This is a genomic window from Haemophilus sputorum HK 2154 (assembly GCF_000287615.1).
Classification (GTDB): domain Bacteria; phylum Pseudomonadota; class Gammaproteobacteria; order Enterobacterales; family Pasteurellaceae; genus Haemophilus_A; species Haemophilus_A sputorum.
Genome location: NZ_ALJP01000009.1, coordinates 842,952 through 863,554, shown reverse-complemented (window position 1 = coordinate 863,554; position 20,603 = coordinate 842,952). Strand labels below are relative to the sequence as shown.

At 37.8% G+C, this 20,603-nt stretch carries 20 protein-coding genes and 1 pseudogene; 16 read left to right on the top strand and 5 right to left on the bottom strand.

Annotated elements, in window-relative coordinates; all coding sequences use genetic code 11:
- Nucleotides 1-19 precede the first annotated feature (19 nt).
- Nucleotides 20-361 (bottom strand): annotated as a pseudogene (locus tag HMPREF1128_RS06575) (transposase); the annotation flags it as partial.
- A gap of 180 nt (nt 362-541) precedes the next feature.
- Complete coding sequence (locus HMPREF1128_RS06570; RefSeq protein ID WP_007524598.1) at nt 542-1,282, bottom strand: YdcF family protein; 741 nt, start codon at nt 1,280-1,282, stop codon at nt 542-544.
- 139 nt (nt 1,283-1,421) lie between these two features.
- On the opposite strand from HMPREF1128_RS06570, the gene HMPREF1128_RS06565 reads away from it, so the two are divergent.
- The 11 genes from HMPREF1128_RS06565 to argH all read left to right on the top strand — a co-directional run bounded on the left by HMPREF1128_RS06565 (nt 1,422) and on the right by argH (nt 12,939).
- Nucleotides 1,422-2,390, top strand: a complete 969-nt coding sequence (locus tag HMPREF1128_RS06565; RefSeq protein ID WP_007524402.1) for a polysaccharide pyruvyl transferase family protein — start codon at nt 1,422-1,424, stop codon at nt 2,388-2,390.
- Complete coding sequence (locus HMPREF1128_RS06560) at nt 2,368-3,585, top strand: lipopolysaccharide biosynthesis protein (protein ID WP_010130016.1); 1,218 nt, start codon at nt 2,368-2,370, stop codon at nt 3,583-3,585. The genes HMPREF1128_RS06565 and HMPREF1128_RS06560 overlap by 23 nt, the downstream gene beginning before the upstream one ends.
- On the top strand, nt 3,582-4,352 hold the full coding sequence (locus tag HMPREF1128_RS06555) for a glycosyltransferase family 25 protein (protein WP_007524940.1): 771 nt from the start codon (nt 3,582-3,584) through the stop codon (nt 4,350-4,352). The genes HMPREF1128_RS06560 and HMPREF1128_RS06555 overlap by 4 nt, the downstream gene beginning before the upstream one ends.
- On the top strand, nt 4,352-5,554 hold the full coding sequence (locus HMPREF1128_RS06550; protein WP_007525403.1) for a hypothetical protein: 1,203 nt from the start codon (nt 4,352-4,354) through the stop codon (nt 5,552-5,554). The genes HMPREF1128_RS06555 and HMPREF1128_RS06550 overlap by 1 nt, the downstream gene beginning before the upstream one ends.
- Nucleotides 5,547-6,428 (top strand): glycosyltransferase family 2 protein, encoded by an 882-nt coding sequence (locus HMPREF1128_RS06545; RefSeq protein ID WP_007525200.1) that lies wholly within the window; start codon nt 5,547-5,549, stop codon nt 6,426-6,428. Before HMPREF1128_RS06550 ends, HMPREF1128_RS06545 begins: the two co-directional genes overlap by 8 nt.
- Nucleotides 6,428-7,228: a glycosyltransferase family 2 protein gene (locus tag HMPREF1128_RS06540; protein WP_007525558.1), complete on the top strand. Its 801-nt coding sequence runs from the start codon at nt 6,428-6,430 to the stop codon at nt 7,226-7,228. The genes HMPREF1128_RS06545 and HMPREF1128_RS06540 overlap by 1 nt, the downstream gene beginning before the upstream one ends.
- Nucleotides 7,229-7,532: 304 nt before the next feature.
- Nucleotides 7,533-9,035, top strand: coding sequence for an ammonia-forming nitrite reductase cytochrome c552 subunit (gene nrfA, locus HMPREF1128_RS06535; protein WP_007525271.1), 1,503 nt, complete (start codon nt 7,533-7,535; stop codon nt 9,033-9,035).
- 19 nt (nt 9,036-9,054) lie between these two features.
- A complete protein-coding gene (nrfB, locus tag HMPREF1128_RS06530) occupies nt 9,055-9,696 on the top strand; it encodes a cytochrome c nitrite reductase pentaheme subunit (RefSeq protein WP_007524126.1) in 642 nt (213 codons plus the stop codon).
- Nucleotides 9,696-10,373 carry a cytochrome c nitrite reductase Fe-S protein gene (nrfC, locus tag HMPREF1128_RS06525; RefSeq protein WP_007524349.1) on the top strand — a complete coding sequence of 226 codons (678 nt, stop codon included), beginning with the start codon at nt 9,696-9,698 and terminating at the stop codon, nt 10,371-10,373. Before nrfB ends, nrfC begins: the two co-directional genes overlap by 1 nt.
- Entirely contained in the window at nt 10,373-11,338 is a 966-nt protein-coding gene (nrfD, locus tag HMPREF1128_RS06520) for a cytochrome c nitrite reductase subunit NrfD (RefSeq protein ID WP_007524450.1), read from the top strand. Before nrfC ends, nrfD begins: the two co-directional genes overlap by 1 nt.
- 224 nt (nt 11,339-11,562) lie before the next feature.
- Nucleotides 11,563-12,939: an argininosuccinate lyase gene (argH, locus tag HMPREF1128_RS06515; RefSeq protein ID WP_007524647.1), complete on the top strand. Its 1,377-nt coding sequence runs from the start codon at nt 11,563-11,565 to the stop codon at nt 12,937-12,939.
- A 66-nt stretch (nt 12,940-13,005) separates the two neighbouring features.
- Here argH and HMPREF1128_RS06510 read toward each other — a convergent pair whose 3' ends face one another.
- Entirely contained in the window at nt 13,006-13,887 is an 882-nt protein-coding gene (locus HMPREF1128_RS06510) for a TIGR01777 family oxidoreductase (protein ID WP_007524861.1), read from the bottom strand.
- Entirely contained in the window at nt 13,887-14,339 is a 453-nt protein-coding gene (gene argR, locus HMPREF1128_RS06505; RefSeq protein ID WP_007525053.1) for a transcriptional regulator ArgR, read from the bottom strand. The genes HMPREF1128_RS06510 and argR overlap by 1 nt, the downstream gene beginning before the upstream one ends.
- 200 nt (nt 14,340-14,539) lie before the next feature.
- Here argR and HMPREF1128_RS06500 point away from each other — a divergent pair, with 200 nt between their 5' ends.
- From HMPREF1128_RS06500 to HMPREF1128_RS06485, 4 genes are all read left to right on the top strand, one after another.
- Nucleotides 14,540-14,788: a hypothetical protein gene (locus HMPREF1128_RS06500; protein ID WP_007525282.1), complete on the top strand. Its 249-nt coding sequence runs from the start codon at nt 14,540-14,542 to the stop codon at nt 14,786-14,788.
- 216 nt (nt 14,789-15,004) lie between these two features.
- Nucleotides 15,005-15,985, top strand: coding sequence for a ribonucleotide-diphosphate reductase subunit beta (locus HMPREF1128_RS06495; protein WP_007524103.1), 981 nt, complete (start codon nt 15,005-15,007; stop codon nt 15,983-15,985).
- A complete protein-coding gene (locus tag HMPREF1128_RS06490; protein ID WP_007524304.1) occupies nt 15,972-17,636 on the top strand; it encodes a ribonucleoside-diphosphate reductase subunit alpha in 1,665 nt (554 codons plus the stop codon). The genes HMPREF1128_RS06495 and HMPREF1128_RS06490 overlap by 14 nt, the downstream gene beginning before the upstream one ends.
- Nucleotides 17,637-17,717: 81 nt before the next feature.
- A complete protein-coding gene (locus HMPREF1128_RS06485; protein WP_007524406.1) occupies nt 17,718-18,161 on the top strand; it encodes a DUF5358 family protein in 444 nt (147 codons plus the stop codon).
- Nucleotides 18,162-18,243: 82 nt separating this feature from the next.
- Here HMPREF1128_RS06485 and nfuA read toward each other — a convergent pair whose 3' ends face one another.
- Nucleotides 18,244-18,843 carry a Fe-S biogenesis protein NfuA gene (gene nfuA, locus HMPREF1128_RS06480; RefSeq protein ID WP_007525149.1) on the bottom strand — a complete coding sequence of 200 codons (600 nt, stop codon included), beginning with the start codon at nt 18,841-18,843 and terminating at the stop codon, nt 18,244-18,246.
- Nucleotides 18,844-19,273: 430 nt separating this feature from the next.
- Here nfuA and HMPREF1128_RS06475 point away from each other — a divergent pair, with 430 nt between their 5' ends.
- Nucleotides 19,274-20,602: a Na(+)-translocating NADH-quinone reductase subunit A gene (locus tag HMPREF1128_RS06475; RefSeq protein ID WP_007524851.1), complete on the top strand. Its 1,329-nt coding sequence runs from the start codon at nt 19,274-19,276 to the stop codon at nt 20,600-20,602.
- Nucleotide 20,603 lies beyond the last annotated feature (1 nt).

Below are 20,603 nucleotides of genomic sequence, written 5' to 3'. Positions count from 1 at the left end.
GCCCCAAAAAGTTAGACTGTTATTTAAAGGACTGCTTTCGATATTGTATCGGACTCAGTCCTTTTAATTTTAATTGGATTCGTTTTTCATTATAGTACCGTACATAATCATTGATAACCTTTTCCAGTTCATCAACGCTAGTAAACGATTTTCCGTGAAAACACGCCGTTTTCATTCGCCCAAAAAAGTTTTCCATTGCCGCATTATCCAAACAATTTCCTTTTCGCGACATACTTTGAGAAATCCTATTTTTCGCTAATAGGCGTTGATGGCTAGGCATTTGATAATGGATTCCTTGGTCTGAATGTAATATCAAATTCGCATTTCTCGGCAATTTTTTAACCGCTTGTAACAGAATTTTTTTCGTGATGTTCGAAATAGAAATTCACGACTTGTTGTTTGAAAAGTTGATTGTATTTAGTCATAAAAAATCTGCACCTTAATCAGTTAGAAGGTTAGTCTAACTTTTGGAGTGCAGATCAAATGACTACCTGTTTTAATCGTTTTCAGACCTTATTTTCTAAGGACTCTTCTAGTTAAATTATTTTTCTTTCCAATAACCAAGCCATTCTTTAAGGGCGACCATACTGCTATCCATTGCGCCAGATTGTGGAATAAAATAAGTCCAACCAATATATTCTGGTGGCGTAACGCCATGCCCGATACTGGCAGGTAAAACTTCAAAGCCTTGTTTTTCAAAGAGCATTTTTGCTCGCTGCATATGCCATTGGTTTGTTACTAAAATAATTTTGTGAATACCTGCTTGCTCTAAAATAGGGCGACTAAAGTTTGCATTTTCTTTGGTGGTTTTTGCTTGGTGTTCTTGCCATGTGGTCGGTACATTAAAAAAGTATTCAAATTCTTTTGCCATCAATGCGGCTTCTGAAGTTCCGTTTGGGCTGCTGCCGGTAATCAGCATGGGTAAACCAGTTTCTTTTTGTAAATAAGCAGCATAGCGCATACGCTCAAGTGCATAAGTACCAACGGTGGTTTTACCATATATTTCTTGGCTGTCTCGTACACCACCTCCAAGCACAACAATTGCTTGAGCGCTTTGGTAGTCTTTTAAGCTGAGGTTGTCATTTTTGACTAAAGAATCACTTAATTTCGTTGCCAAATAAGGCGTGCTGAGTAAATAAAGCAGTCCGATTCCTAAAAAGCTTAATATTCTTGCTGTTTTTTTATGGTTCAGGCGGTAACATAAAAGTGAGCCAAGCCAAATAACTGCAAGGTTAAAAGGAGGAAGTAAGATTGCAGTAATGATTTTAGTGAGGTAAAACATATTTATCCTTAAAATTTTCGCGCTTTTAGATAGATTTTGTTAAAATGTTGCGCTATTTTACTCGGAATTTTAGGTTGAACCTAGCACAAGATTGGCGGTCGAAAATCTGAAATTGACTTGATATTGGATCTGATTACTTATGAATGAAATCTTATTAGCACGTAAAGCAGAATTAAAACAAATTGCTGAATTGATTATCGATAAACAAGATGTTGTATATTTTGACTATCCGTTGCATTTAAATGTAGGTGACTTGCTTATCTACGCAGGCACAGAACAATTTTTTAAAGATTACGATATTTGTATTCGCTTACGCCGCAGTTTGCAAGCCTTTGATATTGATGAGGCAAAAAAATACATTACACCGAATACCACTATTTTATGTCATGGTGGGGGCAACTTTGGCGATCTTTACCCAAGCATTCAAAAAATGCGTGAGGATATTGTGCAATATTTCCCTCAAAATCGGATTATTTTGTTGCCGCAAACAGCACATTTCTCGAATGAAGCGGCTATGTTACGTTCTGCAAAAATTTTCTCAGCGCATCCAGATTTGCATTTGTTTGCCCGTGATATTAAAACCTTCGATTTAATGAAAGCACATTTTTCATCGAATGTTGCATTGTCGGCAGATATGGCTCATGAACTCTATGGAACATTAGCACAAAAAGATCGTACAAAATCGAATGGGAAAACGCTTTATTTCTTGCGTAAAGATATCGAAAAAAGCCATATTGAAGCGCAAGTGCAAGCTAAGCTCTCAAATTTAGAAGATGTTAAAGACTGGGATGATATTTTATTGCCAAGTGATATGAAATTTGAGCTTTGGTGTAGCCGTTTATCTAAATTAGCAAATCGATTCCATTTTGGTTGGTTAAAAGATAAAATTAATGAGATGTGGTATCAGCATGCGATGCAAGTCATTGAGCGTTGTCAGGCTGTTTTCTTAAGCTACGATAATGTGGTAACCAGCCGTTTACATGGGCATATTTTCTCTTGTTTACTAGGCTTGCCAAATGAGGTTTGCGATAACTCCTACGGAAAAAATACGGGTTATTACCATCAATGGACGAAAGACATCGACTATGCCAAAATCTACCAACTCTAATGGCAACTTTATTAAACTGATTTTCGTCACCTTATTGAGTATGGGGTTGACGATGATCAGTTCTTTTATTCTAGCCCATATGCTTTCGGTCGCAGACCGAGGCGGATTTCAACTTTTTGTCACGAGCATTTCTTATGTCGTGACTATCAGCACTGGCGGTGTAGGTTTTGCAATTGCATTAGCTATGCGTAAAAAACAGTATTTACACTGGCGGCGCTATTTTTCTCTCTTTTTAATTTTTGCCATTTTAGTCGCAAATTTAGCAGTTTGGTTCTTTGATTTCACGCAGGCGCACTTTTTATTTGTGCTTAATGTTGTCTTTACTGCGATTTTGACGATGACATTAGAAAAAAGCAAAATTGATCCAGCGATGCGAATTTACCGCTTGTTGACGTTGCAACAGCCAGTTCTAATGGTGCTGATTTATGGTACGGCCTATTACGGATTTGGTGAGCAGTCGTTAGAAACAGGTTTTTACTTATTAAGTACTTTTAGTTGCATACAAGCGGTCGCTTGTTTGCTCTATCTTGCAAAAATGGATCGTCATTTTCGCAAAGAAAATCAGGTCAGTGAAATTGATCGTACTTTCTTTTTTAAAACTTGGGCAAAACAGAATTTACTGCAAATCTTCGGTGCAACGACCTCAAGCCTTGATAAATTCTTAATTATGGCGTTAATGGGCAATTATGTACTGGGCCTTTATACCGTTTGTATTGCGTTTGACTCTTTAATGACCAAATTCATTAATATGCTGGCGGATTATTACTATTCGGGTTTATTAAATCGTCAGAATCGTCTAAAAGCTGTGTTGGCAGTGGTTGCATTGATGAGCGTGGGAGCCATCATTTGCGTGCCTTGGTTGGCAGAACCCGTTATTCGCTTTTTCTTTAGTGTGAAGTATATAGAAGTTGCACCGGTGTTAGTCTTGTTTATTCTTAATGCCATTATTGCAGGGCTTTCTTGGGTGCTTTCGCAAAATATGTTGTTATTAGGTAAACAAGTTCAGTTATTTACTCGCCAAATTATTGCGATTGCAGTATTTGTCGGATTATTTTATCTATTTAGAAATGAACAACTTTATGGCGTTGCCTATGCCTTTATTGGTAGCAGTTTAGTGCGTTTATTGATTTCTATTGTTTACTATTTTAAATATCCGGTGCATATAACACAGACCGAGAAAACGGAATCCGTATGAAAAAATATTTAATTTCCTTAGCAAAGGATAGCGAGCGTCGAACCTTGTTTTTTTCGCAACCGAATACGGCTGACTTTTACCTATTTGATGCGATTAACACTATGCAGCTAGAAGAAGCAGCGTTGAGTGCGCGATTTGATTTCGAGGCATTTCAAGCACATTATGGACGCGCTGTCACTAAGGGTGAAATTGGCTGCACATTAAGCCATTTGGGTGTGTATCAACTCATTGTAGGTGATGAAACTATTGGCGAAGAAGAATACGCTTTAGTATGTGAAGATGACTGTTTATTTGCACCTAATTTTCAAATTACACTAGATGCTTTGTTAGCTGAAAAACCAAGTACAGATATGGTGCTAGTTGGCCAATCAAAAATCTTGAAATTTGATGATCTTGAACTTGAAATCAATTATCCCACTACTTTTACTTTTTGGCGTAAACCTATTGGGAATACTGCTTATCGTTATGCTTACCCCTATAAAGATTATTTTGCGGGAACGGTTGCCTATTTAATTAAAAAATCAGCAGCACGAACCTTTTTAGCTAAAGCCAATAGTGCAAAACCGTTTTGGTTAGCTGATGATTACATTTTATTTGGGCAGCAATTTAATCTAAAAACTTTAGTCGTTCGCCCGCTGATGGCCATTGAAAATCCTAATTTAATCAGTAACTTAGCTGATTTAAGAGGCGCCTTACATCACAATACAGTGAAAAAATGGTTGAAGTATCCTTTAAAAAAATTACTTGCGATTAAGAGAAATCAATAATGAGTGCTTGGATTAGTCTGTTTTATTTATACGATCCTTGGTTTTTCCATGTGCTACGAATGAGCTTAATTATTGGTGGAATTGCCTTGTTATATTTAGGTTATCGTTGGTTCTCAAAACGTCAAATGAGCCTAAGTTTACCACTAGATAGTTTATTCGCTTGCGTTGCACTTTGCGCAGTTTCTTGTATTCCATTGTTTGTTAATGGGACAAAAGAGCTAGGTGTTTTAAGCATGTATATCAAAGCGCTTATTGCCTTTGGACTTGGCGTAGTGATTTACAATGCGTTTTATCAACAAAATCAAGGTAAAACTCAGTTAATTCGTGATCTCAAATTAGGCATTCTATTACAGGCTACAATTGGGATCTTGGCCTTGTTAGGTGTACCATTTGTGATTGATTTAGCTATCAATACAAATGCACCAATGGGAGGGCATTTACCTCGATTTATCGGATCTGAGCAAGAGTATCGCTTATATAACTTAACCTCATCGGCGTTTTTTCCATTAAGTGCATTTTATTTAATGTTATTACATTTTTTATTAGCCTATCATGCAAAAACAAAGCCGTTAGCAGGAATTTACTTATTTTTATTACTAGTGATTGGTTTAATTTCTGGTCGTACTTTCCTTATGTTTTCTGTACTAAGCATCGTCATCTATTTTCGTTGGCGTTATCTGCCTGCATTGATTGCTTTTGGCGTGCTTATTGTCGGTTTAGCGTATTTTTATCCACAGAATATTTATGTTGAACATGCTCTAGAACCCATCATTAACTTAATCAACGGGGGAGAACGTTTGAGCTCTTCCACAGATACTTTGTTAAATAAGCATCTGTTTATGCCAACAACAAAACAGTTATTGATGGGAGATGGCTTATATTATGCGCCAAATGGATGGAGCTATTATGGTGGTTCAGATTCAGGCTTTATTCGCCAAGCGCTTTATGGCGGAGTTGGTTACATTCTGGTGTGCTTTGTTTTTACTTTCTATTTTGTTAAGCGAATTGCAGATAACTGGTTTAATGGCAGTTGGAAGTTTGTGATTTCAACAATGCTGATTTTAACCATATTAAATGTGAAAGCAGACACTTATGCTTATCCGGGTGTTATGTTTGTCTTGCTCATGTTCCTCTCATTATTTGGAACAAGCGGTCGAATTAAAACAATTTTTTACCAAAAGGAAACGGCTAAAAATGTTTAGTATTATCGTGCCTTCATATAATCGTCATACCGAAATTCCTGCATTGCTTGCCAGTTTGACTGAGCAGACTCAACAAAATTTTGAGGTAGTGATTGTTGACGATTGTTCCCAAACACCAGTCATAGTGACAGAAAATTACGGTTTTCATGTACAAGTAATTCGTAATGCACAAAATCAAGGTGCCGCTGAGAGCCGTAATATTGGAGCACGCCATGCTCAGCATGAATGGCTACTGTTTTTAGATGATGATGATCGTTTCGCACCAGAAAAATGCGCTATGCTGATGGAGAGCATTAAGGCTAATCCTGATATCAATTTTATTTATCATCCAGCCAAGTGTGTGATGGTCAATGAAGGTTTTAGTTACGTGACCAACCCAATAGATCCTACACAGATCAATGTAGATAACATTCTATTAGCGAATAAGATCGGTGGTATGCCAATGGTTGCGATTCAAAAAGCATTCTTTTTTGAATTAGGTGGTCTTTCTACTGATTTAAAATCGTTAGAGGATTATGACTTTATGCTTAAAGTTGCCAGTTCAGCAAAATTACGAGCATTTAGACTTGATGCGCCGTTGAGCATTTGTGGGTTTCATACTAAGCGTGCAAGCGTTTCAACCAATACTTCTAATACAGAAAAAGCGATCGCAGTGATTCGTGAAAAATTTGTGAAAACGGAAACGCAAGCGAAAAATTTTGCGATTAACGCTTTATATATGCTGGCTTATCCATGTGCGATGAATCTCTCACGTCAGGCAGCTAGTTATTATTTTAAAATGTTTCAATTAAGTCATAGCCCGAAACATCTCGCTATTGCTTTATTAACTTTTATGTCGCCAAAATTGGCAATCAATATGAAAAGGTTTTTCTAATGAAATTTTCAGTATTAATGTCGTTATATATTAAAGAGGATCCTCAATTTCTCCGTGAATGTTTTGATAGCCTTGTGGCACAGACCTATCCTGCAGATGAGATCGTTGTATTATTTGATGGGACAGTAACACCAGAACTAGAGGCAGTTGTAGAAAACTATCAAGATAAATTACCAATCAATGCAGTTAAATTTGCGCAAAATCGAGGCTTAGGCAAAACACTCAATGATGGTTTAAATTATTGCCGAAATGAATGGGTGTTTAGAATGGATACTGACGATATTTGTGTGCCAGAGCGCTTTGAAAAACAAGTTGCGTTTATTGAAGCAAATCCAGATGTGATTATTTTTGGTGGTCAGATCGCAGAATTTGGGCAAAGTATTCAGGATATTGTCGCTTATCGTAATGTTCCAACTGATTTGCAAAATATTCGAAAATTTGCCCGCTTGCGTTGCCCGTTTAACCATATGACAGTTGCATATCAAAAATCGAAAGTGATTGAATGTGGCGGTTATCAAGGTTTACAAGAGGATTACACGCTATGGATCAAAATGATCGCAACAGGATTAAAAGTGGCAAACTTACCTGATATGTTGGTTTATGCGCGAGTAGGTAATGGCATGGTTGGGCGTCGCCGTGGTTGGAATCAATTCGCTTATGAATGGACGCTTTATCGTTTAAAAAATCGCTGCCATATCCATGATCCAATTTCTGGATTCCCGATCTTTTTAATGAGAGCGATTCCTCGGATTTTACCGTTAGCACTGCTAAAAAAAGTTTACCAACTGCTACGTAAATAAAGTTAATTTTAGGCAAAATGGGTAGGTAAAAAGCGGTTTTTACTACCCATTTTTGTTTTATCTTTTTGAGATTCTTTCGTTTTCCCTTCTATAGTATAGTATAACACTAAAGTATTAAGTTAACCATAAAGAGGTATTCTACCTATTTTTGTTGATTTATTTCAAAAAAAAGTCATTTTCTAGTAGAAAAAGCCCTTGCCGTTTCGTATGCTTGGAAGAGTAAAAATTTATTGTATCTTATTGATTTTAAAGTAAATAAGAAACATTCTCATCTATTGTTGTTTACATCTTGTGGGGGCATAACGTGAAACGTTTAACCAAAACTTTAGCAATGACAGCCATTGCGATGCTAGGTTGCTTTCAATCGGCGCAAGCTGAGGAAAAAGCGGCAGAATCTTTAACCGATAAAGCGCTAAAACATGAAAAATTAGGCGTAGAAATCGAATCAGCAAACCATAAATTTGCTGAGAAATATCCACTCCAATATAACTCTTGGAAATCAACCTCTGAATCAACAGACCGTAGTAGTGCATTATCTGCAGACCCACGTTATGTAGTTCTATGGGCAGGTTATTCATTTGCTAAAGATTATAACAAACCACGTGGTCACTACTATGCAGTAACTGACGTGCGTGAAATCTTACGTACTGGCGCACCTAAAGATGAAAATGATGGCCCGCAACCAATGGCTTGTTGGACATGTAAAGGCCCAGATGTTCCTCGCTTAATCGAAGAGAAAGGCGAAGATGGCTATTTCAATGCAAAATGGGCTAAATATGGTGCAGAAATCGCAAACTCAGTTGGTTGTGGTGACTGTCACGATACTAAATCAAAAGAATTTGAAGAAGGTAAACCAGCATTACGCGTTGCGCGACCTCACGTTTTACGTGCGTTAGAAACTGTTGGTTGGAAATTCGAAGACCTAGATAAACATGGTAAACGTGTAGCTGTATGTGCTAACTGTCACGTTGAATACTATTTCAAAGACAAAACACACGTAACTTTCCCATGGGATAAAGGCGTTGATGTAGATAGTATTGAAAAATACTACGATGAAATTGAATTTGCTGACTGGACTCACGCATTATCAAAAGCACCAATGTTAAAAACACAACACCCAGACTTTGAAATTTGGTCACAAGGTGTTCACGGTAAAAATGGTGTGACTTGTATCGACTGTCACATGCCGAAAGTGAAAGATAAAGACGGCAAAGTTTATACTGATCACAAAATTGGTAACCCATTCGATCAATTTGATGCAAGCTGCAAAACTTGTCACGAACAAAGCAAAGAAACACTACAAAAACGTGTAGCTGAGCACAAAAAACAAGTAAAAGATGCAATGATCAAATTAGAAGATCAATTAGTTAAGGCGCACTTTGAAGCGAAAGCTGCTTGGGATGCTGGTGCAACTCAAGAAGAAATGCAAGATATATTAAAAGCAATTCGTCACGCTCAATGGCGTTGGGACTACTCTGCAGCAGGTCACGGTAGCCATATGCATGCTCCAGACGTAATGTTACATGTTATTGCAACAGGTATCGATCGTGCGGCAGATGCGCGTGCTAAATTAGGCGTAGTATTAGCGAAACACGGTGTAACAACACCAGTTGCAATTCCTGATATTTCAACTCGTGAAAAAGCACAAAAAGCGATTGGTTTAGATATTCCTAAAGAACAAGCTGCAAAAGATGAATTCTTACGTACAGTTGTTCCACAATGGGAAAAACAAGCGCGTGAAAAAGGTTTATTACCTGCTGAAGAAGCGCCAAAAGAAGTTACTACACCAAAAGCAGAAGCGAAATAATTAAGCTTGAGGTGACCAAATGAAAAATTTAATCTCAAAAGCAGGGCGAGCAATCGCCCTCCAAGCGGTCATTTTTGCAAGTTGTTTTGCAATCTCCACCGCACATGCGGAAATGCCACCGCTTCCACAGCAAATGTGGGAAGCAAAATCAGACAGCCAAATTGCTGAAGATGCACGTCGTGATCCGAACAAATATTGTACGCAATGTCACGAAACAGGAAATGCAACAGGTAAACCATTTAGCCATGCAGGCAAACACTTCCAAAGTGATGCAAAAAGCCCAAATAATGGCCAGCAAGTTACTTGTGTTAGCTGTCATGGCAATATGTCTGAAAACCACCGTAAAGGGGTTAAAGATGTGATGCGTTTCAATGCAATTGGTAAAGCCAGCAATCCACAACTTGAACGTACTGTTCATGAACAAAATCAAGTTTGTGTAGGCTGTCATACAGCGGATAAATTACGCGAAAAATTCTGGGCTCATGATACACATGCAAATAAAATCGCTTGTGCAAACTGCCATGAATTACACCCGGAAAAAGAACCAATGAAAGGCATTCCTGAAAAACAACGTATCAAACTTTGTACAGATTGCCATACTAAAGTTCAAGCCAAAAAAGAAGCTGAATTAAAAGCTCAGGAAGCTAAGGAAAATAAATAATGACTTGCACCCGTAGAGACTTCGTCTCAGGGGCTGGTGCAATCGCTGTCGTAGCAAGCACTGGGCTTGCTACCTCAGTAACTCTAGCTACTGAGAAAGAAGAGAAAAAAATTCGTTATGCGATGGTTCATGATGAAACCGCCTGTATCGGTTGTACAGCTTGTATGGATGCGTGTCGCACTACTAACAATGTACCTGAAGGTGTTTCTCGCCTAGAGATTATTCGTAGCGAACCTTATGGTGAGTTCCCTAACGTAGAATATGAATTCTTCCGCCAATCTTGCCAGCACTGTACGAATGCGCCTTGTGTTTCAGTTTGTCCAACAGGTGCCTCTTTCGTAGATCCTAAAACCGGCATTGTGGATGTTCATTCTGATTTATGCGTAGGTTGTCAGTACTGTATCGCGGTTTGTCCATATCGTGTTCGTTTTATCCATCCAGAGAAAAAATCTGCAGATAAATGTAACTTCTGTCGTGATACTAATCTGGCTGCAGGTAAACAACCAGCTTGTGTAGAAGCTTGTCCAACCAAAGCATTAACTTTTGGCGATATGAATGATCCAAATAGTGATGTGGCGAAAAAAGTGCGTGATAACCCAGTTTATCGCACGAAAGTTTCACTTGGTACGCAACCAAATCTATATCATATTCCATTCGGTAAAGGGGAGCATCGATAATGAACGAGCATATTCCATTTCACACCCCGAATTTAGTTTGGGATAGTACGATTGCGATCTACCTTTTCTTATTAGGGATTTCATCTGGTGCTGTGCAATTAGCTATTGCTTACCGTAATAGCTTCAAGATTGAAAAGCCTAGCGAAAACTGGATGATTCGCAGTGCGGCAATTTTAGGAACAATCCCGACCCTTATAGGCTTAACCTTGTTGGTTTTCCACTTAACCAAGCCTTGGACATTCTGGAAGTTAATGTTTAACTACAATGGCACTTCAGTAATGTCTATGGGGGTAATGTTGTTCCAAGCCTATATGGCAGTGCTTGTCGTATGGATTGCGATCATGTTTAAAGATTGGTTAGCTGTGTTAATCAATCGCTATTTACCGATGTTTAAATTCGTCTTACCTTGGATTGATTTTGCTGAAAGTAAATTATTAAAACCAATTGAGTTTGTACTCTTTACCCTTGCAGCTGTGCTTGGTGCTTATACTGGTTTCTTACTTTCTGCATTAATTAGTTATCCGATGTTAAATAACCCGGTATTACCTGCGTTATTCTTGGCATCAGGTACTTCATCTGGTATTGCGGCAACGTTCTTAATGATTTTAATTGTTGGGAAATTGTCAGGTGATAGCAAAGAGATACATTTTATCCATAAATTCGAAGTGCCAATTATGGTAACGGAATTAGGTTTATTAGTTGCTTTCTTTGTAGGTTTACACTTCGGTGGAGCTGATAAACAATTAGCCTTACATAATGCCTTAACTGGAACATGGGGTATGGTATTCTGGGTTGGTGTATTCCTTATCGGGATTTTAATTCCGTTAATTGCGAATCTCTTCGGCTCACATACCGTTAAATATAGTCCGAAATTCATTATCTTAGTATCGATTTTCGACTTAATTGGGGTATTCTGCTTACGTTTCTTTATCTTGTATGCAGGACAACTTACTATCTCAGCGTAATCCTAAATCTATTTTTCAAACCTCAAGGTTCTTACCTTGAGGTTTTCTTTTTGGAAAACAGATGCTATACAAGCGGTCTGTTTTTTTCTTTTTTTGCAAAATATTTAAAAATTTAACCGCTTGAGTTAAATAATTATTGAATAATTTTGCATATTTATGCAAAATAAGCGGAAATCAACCGCAATGCGGTATCTCATTTACTAAATTAATAAGGAAGCGCATATATGGCACTTTGGGGCGGACGTTTTACACAAGAAGCAGACCAAAAATTCAAATTTTTTAACGATTCTCTACGTTTTGATTACCGTTTAGCATTACAAGATATTGATGGTTCAATTGGTTGGGCTAAAGCAATTCAATCGGTTGGTATTCTTACTGAAAACGAATATCAAGAATTAGTTGCAGCACTTAAAGCGTTGCGCGCAGAAATTGAACCTAAAATTGAGATTATTTTAAAAGATGATGCAGAAGATATTCATAGCTGGGTAGAGTCTAAACTCATTGAAAAAGTAGGCGATTTAGGTAAAAAATTACACACAGGCCGTAGCCGAAATGACCAAGTTGCGGTAGATATGAAAATGTGGTGTAAGGCTCAAGTGTTTGTTTTACAAGATCGTATTCGCAACTTACAAGAAAAGTTGGTTTTAACCGCAGAGGCAAACCAAAATGCGGTAATGCCTGGTTATACGCATTTACAACGTGCTCAGCCAATTACATTTGCGCATTGGTGTATGGCCTATTTTGAAATGTTAGAGCGTGATTATAGCCGTTTAAGTGATGCTTATCAGCGTATGCACACTTGTCCATTAGGATCGGGTGCTTTAGCGGGGACAGCCTATGCCATTGATCGTGATGTGTTAGCGCAAGATTTAGGTTTCCGTATTGGTACACGTAATAGTTTGGATTCAGTGTCAGATCGAGATCACGTTTTAGAATTACTTTCAAGCGCTTCAATCAGCATGGTGCATTTGTCTCGTTTTGCAGAAGATTTAATTTTCTTTAACAGTGGTGAATCTGCATTCTTAGAATTATCTGATCGCGTAACCTCAGGTTCATCTTTAATGCCGCAGAAGAAAAATCCAGATGCTTGCGAGCTAATTCGTGGTAAATCTGGTCGAGTATTTGGTGCGTTAACGGGGTTATTAACCACTTTAAAAGGTTTGCCATTAGCGTATAACAAAGATATGCAAGAAGACAAAGAAGGTATTTTTGATGCGATTGAAACTTGGCAGGCATGTTTAGAAATTGGTGCATTGGTGTTAGAAGATATTAGTGTGAATGTTGAGTGTACCAGAGAAGCTGCACAACAAGGTTACTCAAATGCGACCGAGTTGGCGGATTACTTGGTAGCTAAAGGTATTCCATTCCGTGAAGCACACCATATTGTGGGTGAAGCAGTCGTCTATGCGATTACACAACGTAAACCTTTAGAAGCACTTTCCGTTGCAGAATTCCAGCAGTTCCATTCAGTAATTGGAGAAGATGTTTACCCAATTCTTTCATTAGAGTCTTGTTTGGAAAAACGTTGTGCGAAAGGTGGGGTAAATCCTGAACGCGTTAAAGAGGCGATTCTTGCCGCAAAAGCAATGCTTTCAGAGTAAATAATAATGAGATAGATAAGGGCAAGCATAACGCTTGCCTTTTGTTTTAGATAAATTGGAATATATTTAAAGAGAGAAATCACTAAGACGTGGATATTGGAACTTGAAACCCGAATCAATGAGTTTTTGTGGAACAATGGGTTGATTATCGAGTAAAAGTTGCGCACGCTCACCAAAAGCGAATTTAACTAAACAAGTTGGTACTGTTGCAAATGCTGGTCGATGGCATTGTTTAGCGAGCCAATCATTGAATTGTGCATTGGTTACTGGTGTTGGCGCACTAAGATTAAATGCGCCTTGCAAATTTGCATTTTCTAATAAAAAAATGACCGCTTGTAAGTAATCGCTTAGTGCAATCCATGCCCAGTGTTGTTCTCCAGAACCAATTTTCCCACCAAGTGCTAAACGGTAAATAGGGTATATTTTTTTTAATACTCCCCCTTCAACTGATAGTGGTAAGCCCGTGCGAAGTAAGCAAACTCGTGTTTCTGTACTTTGTGCTTGAAGTGCTGCCGCTTCCCATTGTTGGCATAATTGAGCACTAAAATGTGTTCCAGCAGTTGTAGATTCGTCCGCTTTTTTCAGAGTTAAAGGCAAATCTCCGTAATAACCTGTTGCAGAGCCAGAGAGAAAGGTGTGAGGCGGTTGCTCACTTTGTTGAATGAGTCGTGTTAATTGAGTAGTAAGCGTAACCCGACTTTCAATGAGGCGTGCTTTCTGTGCATTGCTCCAAGGTTTGTCAAAAATAGGTTCGCCAGCCAGGTTAATTACAGCATCAAAACCACTTAGATTAGGTAAGTTTGCAAGCGAATGGCAAAAAGTGACCGCTTGCGAAGATTTTCTCTGTATTTGGCGAGTTAAGATAGTGAGCTGATGCCCCGCATGAATGAGTTCTGTGGTCAGCCTTTGTCCGATAAAGCCTGTCCCACCTGTCATAAAAATATGCATTAGAGTGTCGTTTCAAAAAGTGTTGTAATACGGTTAACCAGTTCAATAATTGGAGTATGCGCAGTAGGTGTAATGAAAATAGTATCATCACCGGCAATCGTGCCTAAAATGCCTTCGCTTTTACCCACAGAATCGAGTAAGCGAGCGATCAGTTGTGCGGCACCTGGGCTAGTTTTGACAACGATTAGCAATTCGTTGTGATCAATATCGGTCACTAAATTTTTTAACGGACTAGAGGTTGCTGGCACGCCTAATTCTGCAGGTAGTTGATAGACCATCTCCATTTTTGTATTACGTGTTCTTACTGCACCAAATTTCGATAGCATTCTAGAAACTTTGGACTGATTGATATTTTCAAACCCCATTTCTTGCAAAGCAGCCACAATTTCGCTCTGTGAGCCAAATTTTTCTTCCTTGAGTAGGGCTTTGAATGCTTCTGATAAACTATTCATAAATATTCCAATAAAAGTTCAAAAATATGCACTATTCTTGCTTAACTATGCATAAAAAGCAATAAAAAAGAAATAATATAAACTTCTACCTAAAACGGGTTGAGTCCTAGGCTCTTTTTAGCTATATTGAGCTCAAAGTACTTTAGCAAATTAGGTTTGCAAAGCAAATAATGGATTTTTTTTCTATAAGGAAGATGGATATGAAAAAACATTATATTTTTTCGCTATTAAGCGTAGCTATGTTAGCTGCATGTACCCCTCGTCACGGTGTTGAAGTTGCTAAAGCACCTGAAACTAAAACAGAGTTCCGTGCAAAATCATCAGATAAAATTCCACAAGGCGTAACAGCCATCTGCGTGGATGGTTCTTATTCTAAATCTCCTATTGAACAAGCTTGCCAAGGCAATGGTGGTGTTGTTAAAGCCTTTGTGCATTATCACGCTGATTAGGTTATTGCTTGTCGGCAACGACTATCACAATATCTTGTGTTTTTCCAATAATAAAACACAAGATATTGTTTTTTGGTACGAAAAAAATTTTTTTTAGGATAAACATAGATAAATCAAGAACCTAGTCAAAAACGCAAATTGTCAAGACTTGTTCTTATAAAAATTTTTCCCTAAAATCCCCCTCCGATTTCACACTTAACGGTAGAGCGATACATAATGAAAAAACGTAATATTTTCGAAAAGCGCTTGAACATCAAGCCATACGAGTATCCTGAACTCCTAGAGTTTAAAGATGCGATTCGCCATTCATATTGGTTACATACGGAATTTAACTTTACAGGTGATATTCAAGACTATCGAACTACGATTACGGATCATGAACGTCATGTATTAACCCGCGCAATGTTGGCGATTTCTCAAGTAGAAGTAAATGTAAAGCGTTTCTGGGGTGAGCTTTATCGTTACTTCCCAAAACCTGAAATGGATGATGTAGGCGGTACTTTTGCAGAATCAGAAGTGCGCCATAAAGATGCTTATTCTTTCTTGTTAGAGAAACTCGGCTTAAACGATATGTTTGCCGATATTCAAAATATTGAACCGTTAATGAATCGCATCCGCTATATGGAATCGTTCATGAAAGATAAGGATGCGGGTAAAGGCGAGTTTGTGCTCTCACTAGTGCTATTTTCACTTTTTGTTGAGCATATTTCTTTATTCGGTCAATTCTTAATTATGATGTCGTTTAACAAGTACAAAAACTTGTTTAAAGGTATCTCTAATGCGGTAGAAGCAACCTCAAAAGAAGAAGAAATTCACGGTAAATTCGGTATTGCGTTATATGAGATTTTACGTGATGAACATAGCGAGCTATTTACGCCTGAATTTTTCGAAGAGTTGCAAACGCTAGCTAATCAAGCTTTTGATGCTGAAAAAGGCATTTTAGATTGGATTTTTGAAGAAGGTGATTTAAGTTTTCTCACCAAAGAAACGGTGCTTAATTACATTAAAAGCCGTTATAACAATTCATTAAGTACATTGGGTTTAGAACCACCTCATGATATCAATCCTGAATTGTTAAAAGAAACAGAGTGGTTTGATATTGAAATTCTGTCAACGAAAGAAACAGATTTCTTTAACAAACGTAGTACAGATTATAGTAAAAAAATGAAACAGATTACCGCAGATGACTTATTCTAATTCTCGTCCTGACTTTGCTTGGCTTAATGAAGATAGCCGTTTATTTTTACAACGTGGGTATTTACTAGAAGGTACCACCGCGTTAGATCGTATTCGTTTTATTGCAGAACATGCTGAGCGTAAGCTTGGCATTGAAGGTTATGCTGATAAATTCTACCACTATATGGCGCGTGGTTATTTTTCGCTTTCTTCGCCTATTTGGTCTAACTTTGGTTTAGATCGTGGTTTACCGATTTCTTGCTTTGGAAGCTATATTGGCGACTCAATTTATGAAATCATGGAAACTACTGCAGAAGTAGGCATGATGAGTAAAATTGGTGGCGGTACATCAGCCTATTTTGGTGATATTCGTCCGCGTGGTTCTGCAATCAAAAATAACGGTAAATCAGACGGTTCATTTAACTTCAGCAAGTTATTTGATACAGTGATTGATGTTATTTCACAAGGAACTTCCCGTAAAGGACAGTTTGCTGGCTATATTGATATTGAACATGGCGATATTGATGAGTGGTTAGATATTCATACTGAAGGTAACCCAATTCAGCTCATGTATTACGGTGTTTGTGTAGGGCATGATTGGTTAGAATCCATGAAAGCAGGCGATCCATACAAACGCCAACTTTGGGCAAAATTATTACAACGTAAAACTGAAACCGGTATTCCGTATTTATTCTTTAAAGATAATGCAAATGCTGGTCGTCCAGATGTGTATAAAGATAAAAACATGACTGTACATGCTTCAAACTTATGTACAGAAATCATGTTGCCATCAAGTTCGGAAGAGAGTTTCGTTTGTTGTCTATCTTCAATGAACTTACTTTATTTTGATGAGTGGAAAGATACTGATGCACCAGAAGTATTAACCTATTTCTTAGATGTTGTTATGTCTGAGTTCATTGAAAAAAGTAAAGATATCCCATTCTTACATAAGGCGAACCGTTTTGCTGTGCGTCATCGTGCATTGGGTTTAGGTGTATTGGGATGGCATAGTTATTTACAGGCAAATAATATTGCGTTTGATAGTTTTGAAGCAATGCAGAAAAACAATGAGATTTTCCGCACATTACAAGAAAAAACTTTAAAAGCTTCACAAGAATTAGCGCATCGTTTTGGTCAGCCTGAATTATTAAAAGGTTATGGACGTCGCAATACAACTTTGATGTCTATTGCGCCGACAAAATCAAGTAGCTTTATTTTGGGTAGTGTTTCACCATCAGTTGAGCCGTTTAAATCAAACTACTATGTAAAAGATTTATCAAAAATCAAGACAGTTTATAAGAATCCATTCTTAGAGAAATTACTTCAAGAAAAAGGATTAGATAGAGAAGAGATTTGGGAATCTATTTTACATAATGATGGTTCTGTTCAACACTTAACACAGTTAAGTGATGAAGAAAAAGAGGTGTTTAAAACCTTCTCTGAAATTAGCCAATTAAGTATCATTCAGCAGGCTGCACAACGTCAAAAATATATTGACCAAGGACAGAGTATCAACATTATGGTCCATCCAAATACGCCAGCGCGTGATTTGAACCAGTTGTATTTAACTGCCGAAGAATTGGGGTTGAAATCCATTTATTACCAATACTCAATGAGTGCGGCACAGGTGTTTAACCGCAACTTGTTAAGCTGCTCAAGCTGCGAAGGGTAAATAATGAAAGGATCGTTATTATTTAATAATAGCTATCCTTTTTTATTAGTAATGGTTTATTTTTAATAAAGGGCAAAAACTATGCTTAAAAAATTATTTACAGTTTCAATCTTATTTTTCTTAACGGCTTGTGGCAATGAGGTAACGAATTATCCGAATGCTAAATATAAAATTACCGACAAAGAGGTAAAAAAGTATATTCTCGAACTTAATAATCGTGAACAATGTATTTATCCGCAGTTGGCAGGACTTTCTTATGAGCAAGCAGAAGCACAAGTGTATAGCAAGCAATCTGATGCTGAAAAGAAAACCTGGGATTATATGAGTAATCGTCTATTATCTGAGATTATTGGTGATAATTATGCGTTCTTAGAACAGGATGAAGATTCCGCCAATTATTTTATTGAAAAACATCACAGACTAAATAACCAAAAAGCGAAAGTCGATCCAAAGGCGTGTGCGGTCTTTAAAGAAGATTTTGAAAGTTTCTTAGAGGGTGCAAGAGGCTGTGGCTGTTCAAAATAATTTTTAGCAAAATCAACAAGCGGTCAAATTTGCAAAACGTTTTACAAATTTGGCCGCTTGTCTTTATGTTTAGTGTGGGCTTTTAGTAGTAAGAATGTTCACCGTGTTGGTGTTCAGTAACATCTCGAACGCCGACTAATTCATCTGGGAACATAGCAAGAAGTTGTTTCTCAATACCTTCTTTTAGCGTGACATCTACCATTGAACAACCATTGCAGCCACCGCCAAATTGTAAAATGGCGAGCTTCTCATCTGTGACTTCAATCAGTGTCACTTTACCACCATGACTTGCTAACTGTGGGTTGATTTGTGTTTGAATCACATAATCTAAACGCTCAATAAAAGGTGCATCATCGGCGACTTTACGCATTTTGGCATTTGGCGCTTTTAAAGTTAATTGCGATCCCATAGGATCTGTCACATAGTCAATTTCCGCTTCATCTAAAAAAGGCAAGCTGACATCATCGACGAAAGCTGAAAAACCGTTGTACGGAAATTCGGTATCGGTTTCTTCAATCGCATTTGGTGGGCAGTATGAAACACCACATTCTGCGCTTGGTGTACCAGGGTTAACGACAAAAATACGAATATTCGTCCCTTCTTCTTGTTGCTCTAATAAGCGTAAAAAATGCGCTTGTGCTTCATCTGAAATGCTAATGTGTGTAAGTTGTTCTTGTTCCATTCTTTAAGTCTCTTGTATTCAATATTTGAGTAAATTTGTGTGTCATTTTACGCTCTAGAAGCGGTTTAATCTAGAAAGAATTTTGCAAATGCGTGCAGAAATTAGACTGCTTGTTAAAAATTGCTAACAGGGTAACTCTTTGTAGTTAATAGTGTTTTTTATTATTTGATAAATATTAACAAAGTTCATTTTTTCAATGGCTATTTTTGCAAATAATGTGGCTTTAACTAGAATCTCCCCCCGTTATAGGCTAAAATAGGGCGTTTATTTTGTCTTTCTTAGAAGTTAGACGGAATCTGATTTGAGACCTTAATGTAACTTTAGGAATAAGTGGGGAATTCCTTTGATATTCATTTAAAGTTGCGACTCAATAAAGCGATTGCGAGATTCGCAGTCAGTGATTAACCCAAGCAAAAGTAGTGCAAATAATATGATTACAATCAAAAAAGGCTTGGATTTACCAATTTCAGGTAAACCAGCACAAGTAATCCATAACGGCAATACCGTGACGGAAGTTGCGATCCTTGGTGAAGAATATGTGGGCATGCGTCCTTCAATGAAAGTTCGTGAAGGCGATGTAGTGAAAAAAGGTCAGGTTCTTTTTGAAGATAAAAAGAATCCAGGCGTAGTTTTTACGGCTCCAGCAAGTGGTACTGTGGTTGCTATTAACCGTGGTGAGAAGCGTGTTCTTCAATCCGTTGTGATCAAAATTGAGGGTGATGAGCAAGTTACCTTTACTCGTTATGAGGCAGCACAATTAGCCTCTTTAACTAACGAGCAAGTAAAACAAAATTTAGTTGAATCTGGTTTATGGACAGCATTACGTACTCGTCCATTTAGCAAAGTTCCTGCGTTAGATGCAACCCCTTCATCTCTGTTTGTCAATGCGATGGATACAAGCCCATTAGCGGCAGATCCGGCTGTGATTATCAATGAATACAAAGCAGATTTTGAACATGGTCTAGCCGTATTAACTAAATTAGCAAAAGTGAATTTAGTAAAAGCAGCTGGCGCAAATATTCCTTCTGTATCAAATGTAGAAGTGCATGAATTTGCAGGTGTTCATCCAGCAGGTTTAGTGGGAACGCATATTCACTTTATCGATCCAGTTGGCGCAACTAAACAAGTGTGGCATTTAAATTATCAAGATGTTATTGCTATCGGTAAATTATTTACTACTGGTGAGTTATTCACTGACCGTGTAGTTGCACTAGCAGGCCCACAAGTGAAAAATCCACGTTTAGTACGCACACGTTTAGGTGCAAATCTTTCACAATTAACGGCAAATGAATTAAATGCGGGTAATAACCGTGTTATTTCTGGTTCTGTACTTCACGGTGCAAAAGCCGCTGGTGTTCACGATTATTTAGGTCGTTATGCATTACAAGTATCTGTTATTGCAGAAGATACAGAAAAAGAGTTCTTTGGTTGGATTACTCCTCAACCAAATAAATTTTCAATCACTCGTACTGTTTTAGGTCATTTTGGTAAGAAATTGTTTAATTTCACGACTGCAGAAAATGGTGGCCACCGTGCAATGGTTCCAATTGGTAACTATGAGCGTGTGATGCCGTTGGATATTCTTCCGACATTATTACTGCGTGATTTAGAAGTAGGTGATACCGATTCGGCACAATTATTAGGTGCATTAGAGTTAGATGAAGAAGATTTAGCACTTTGTACTTTCGTGTGTCCAGGTAAAGCTGACTACGGTTCATTCTTGCGTCAAGCATTAGACAAGATTGAGAAGGAAGGTTAAA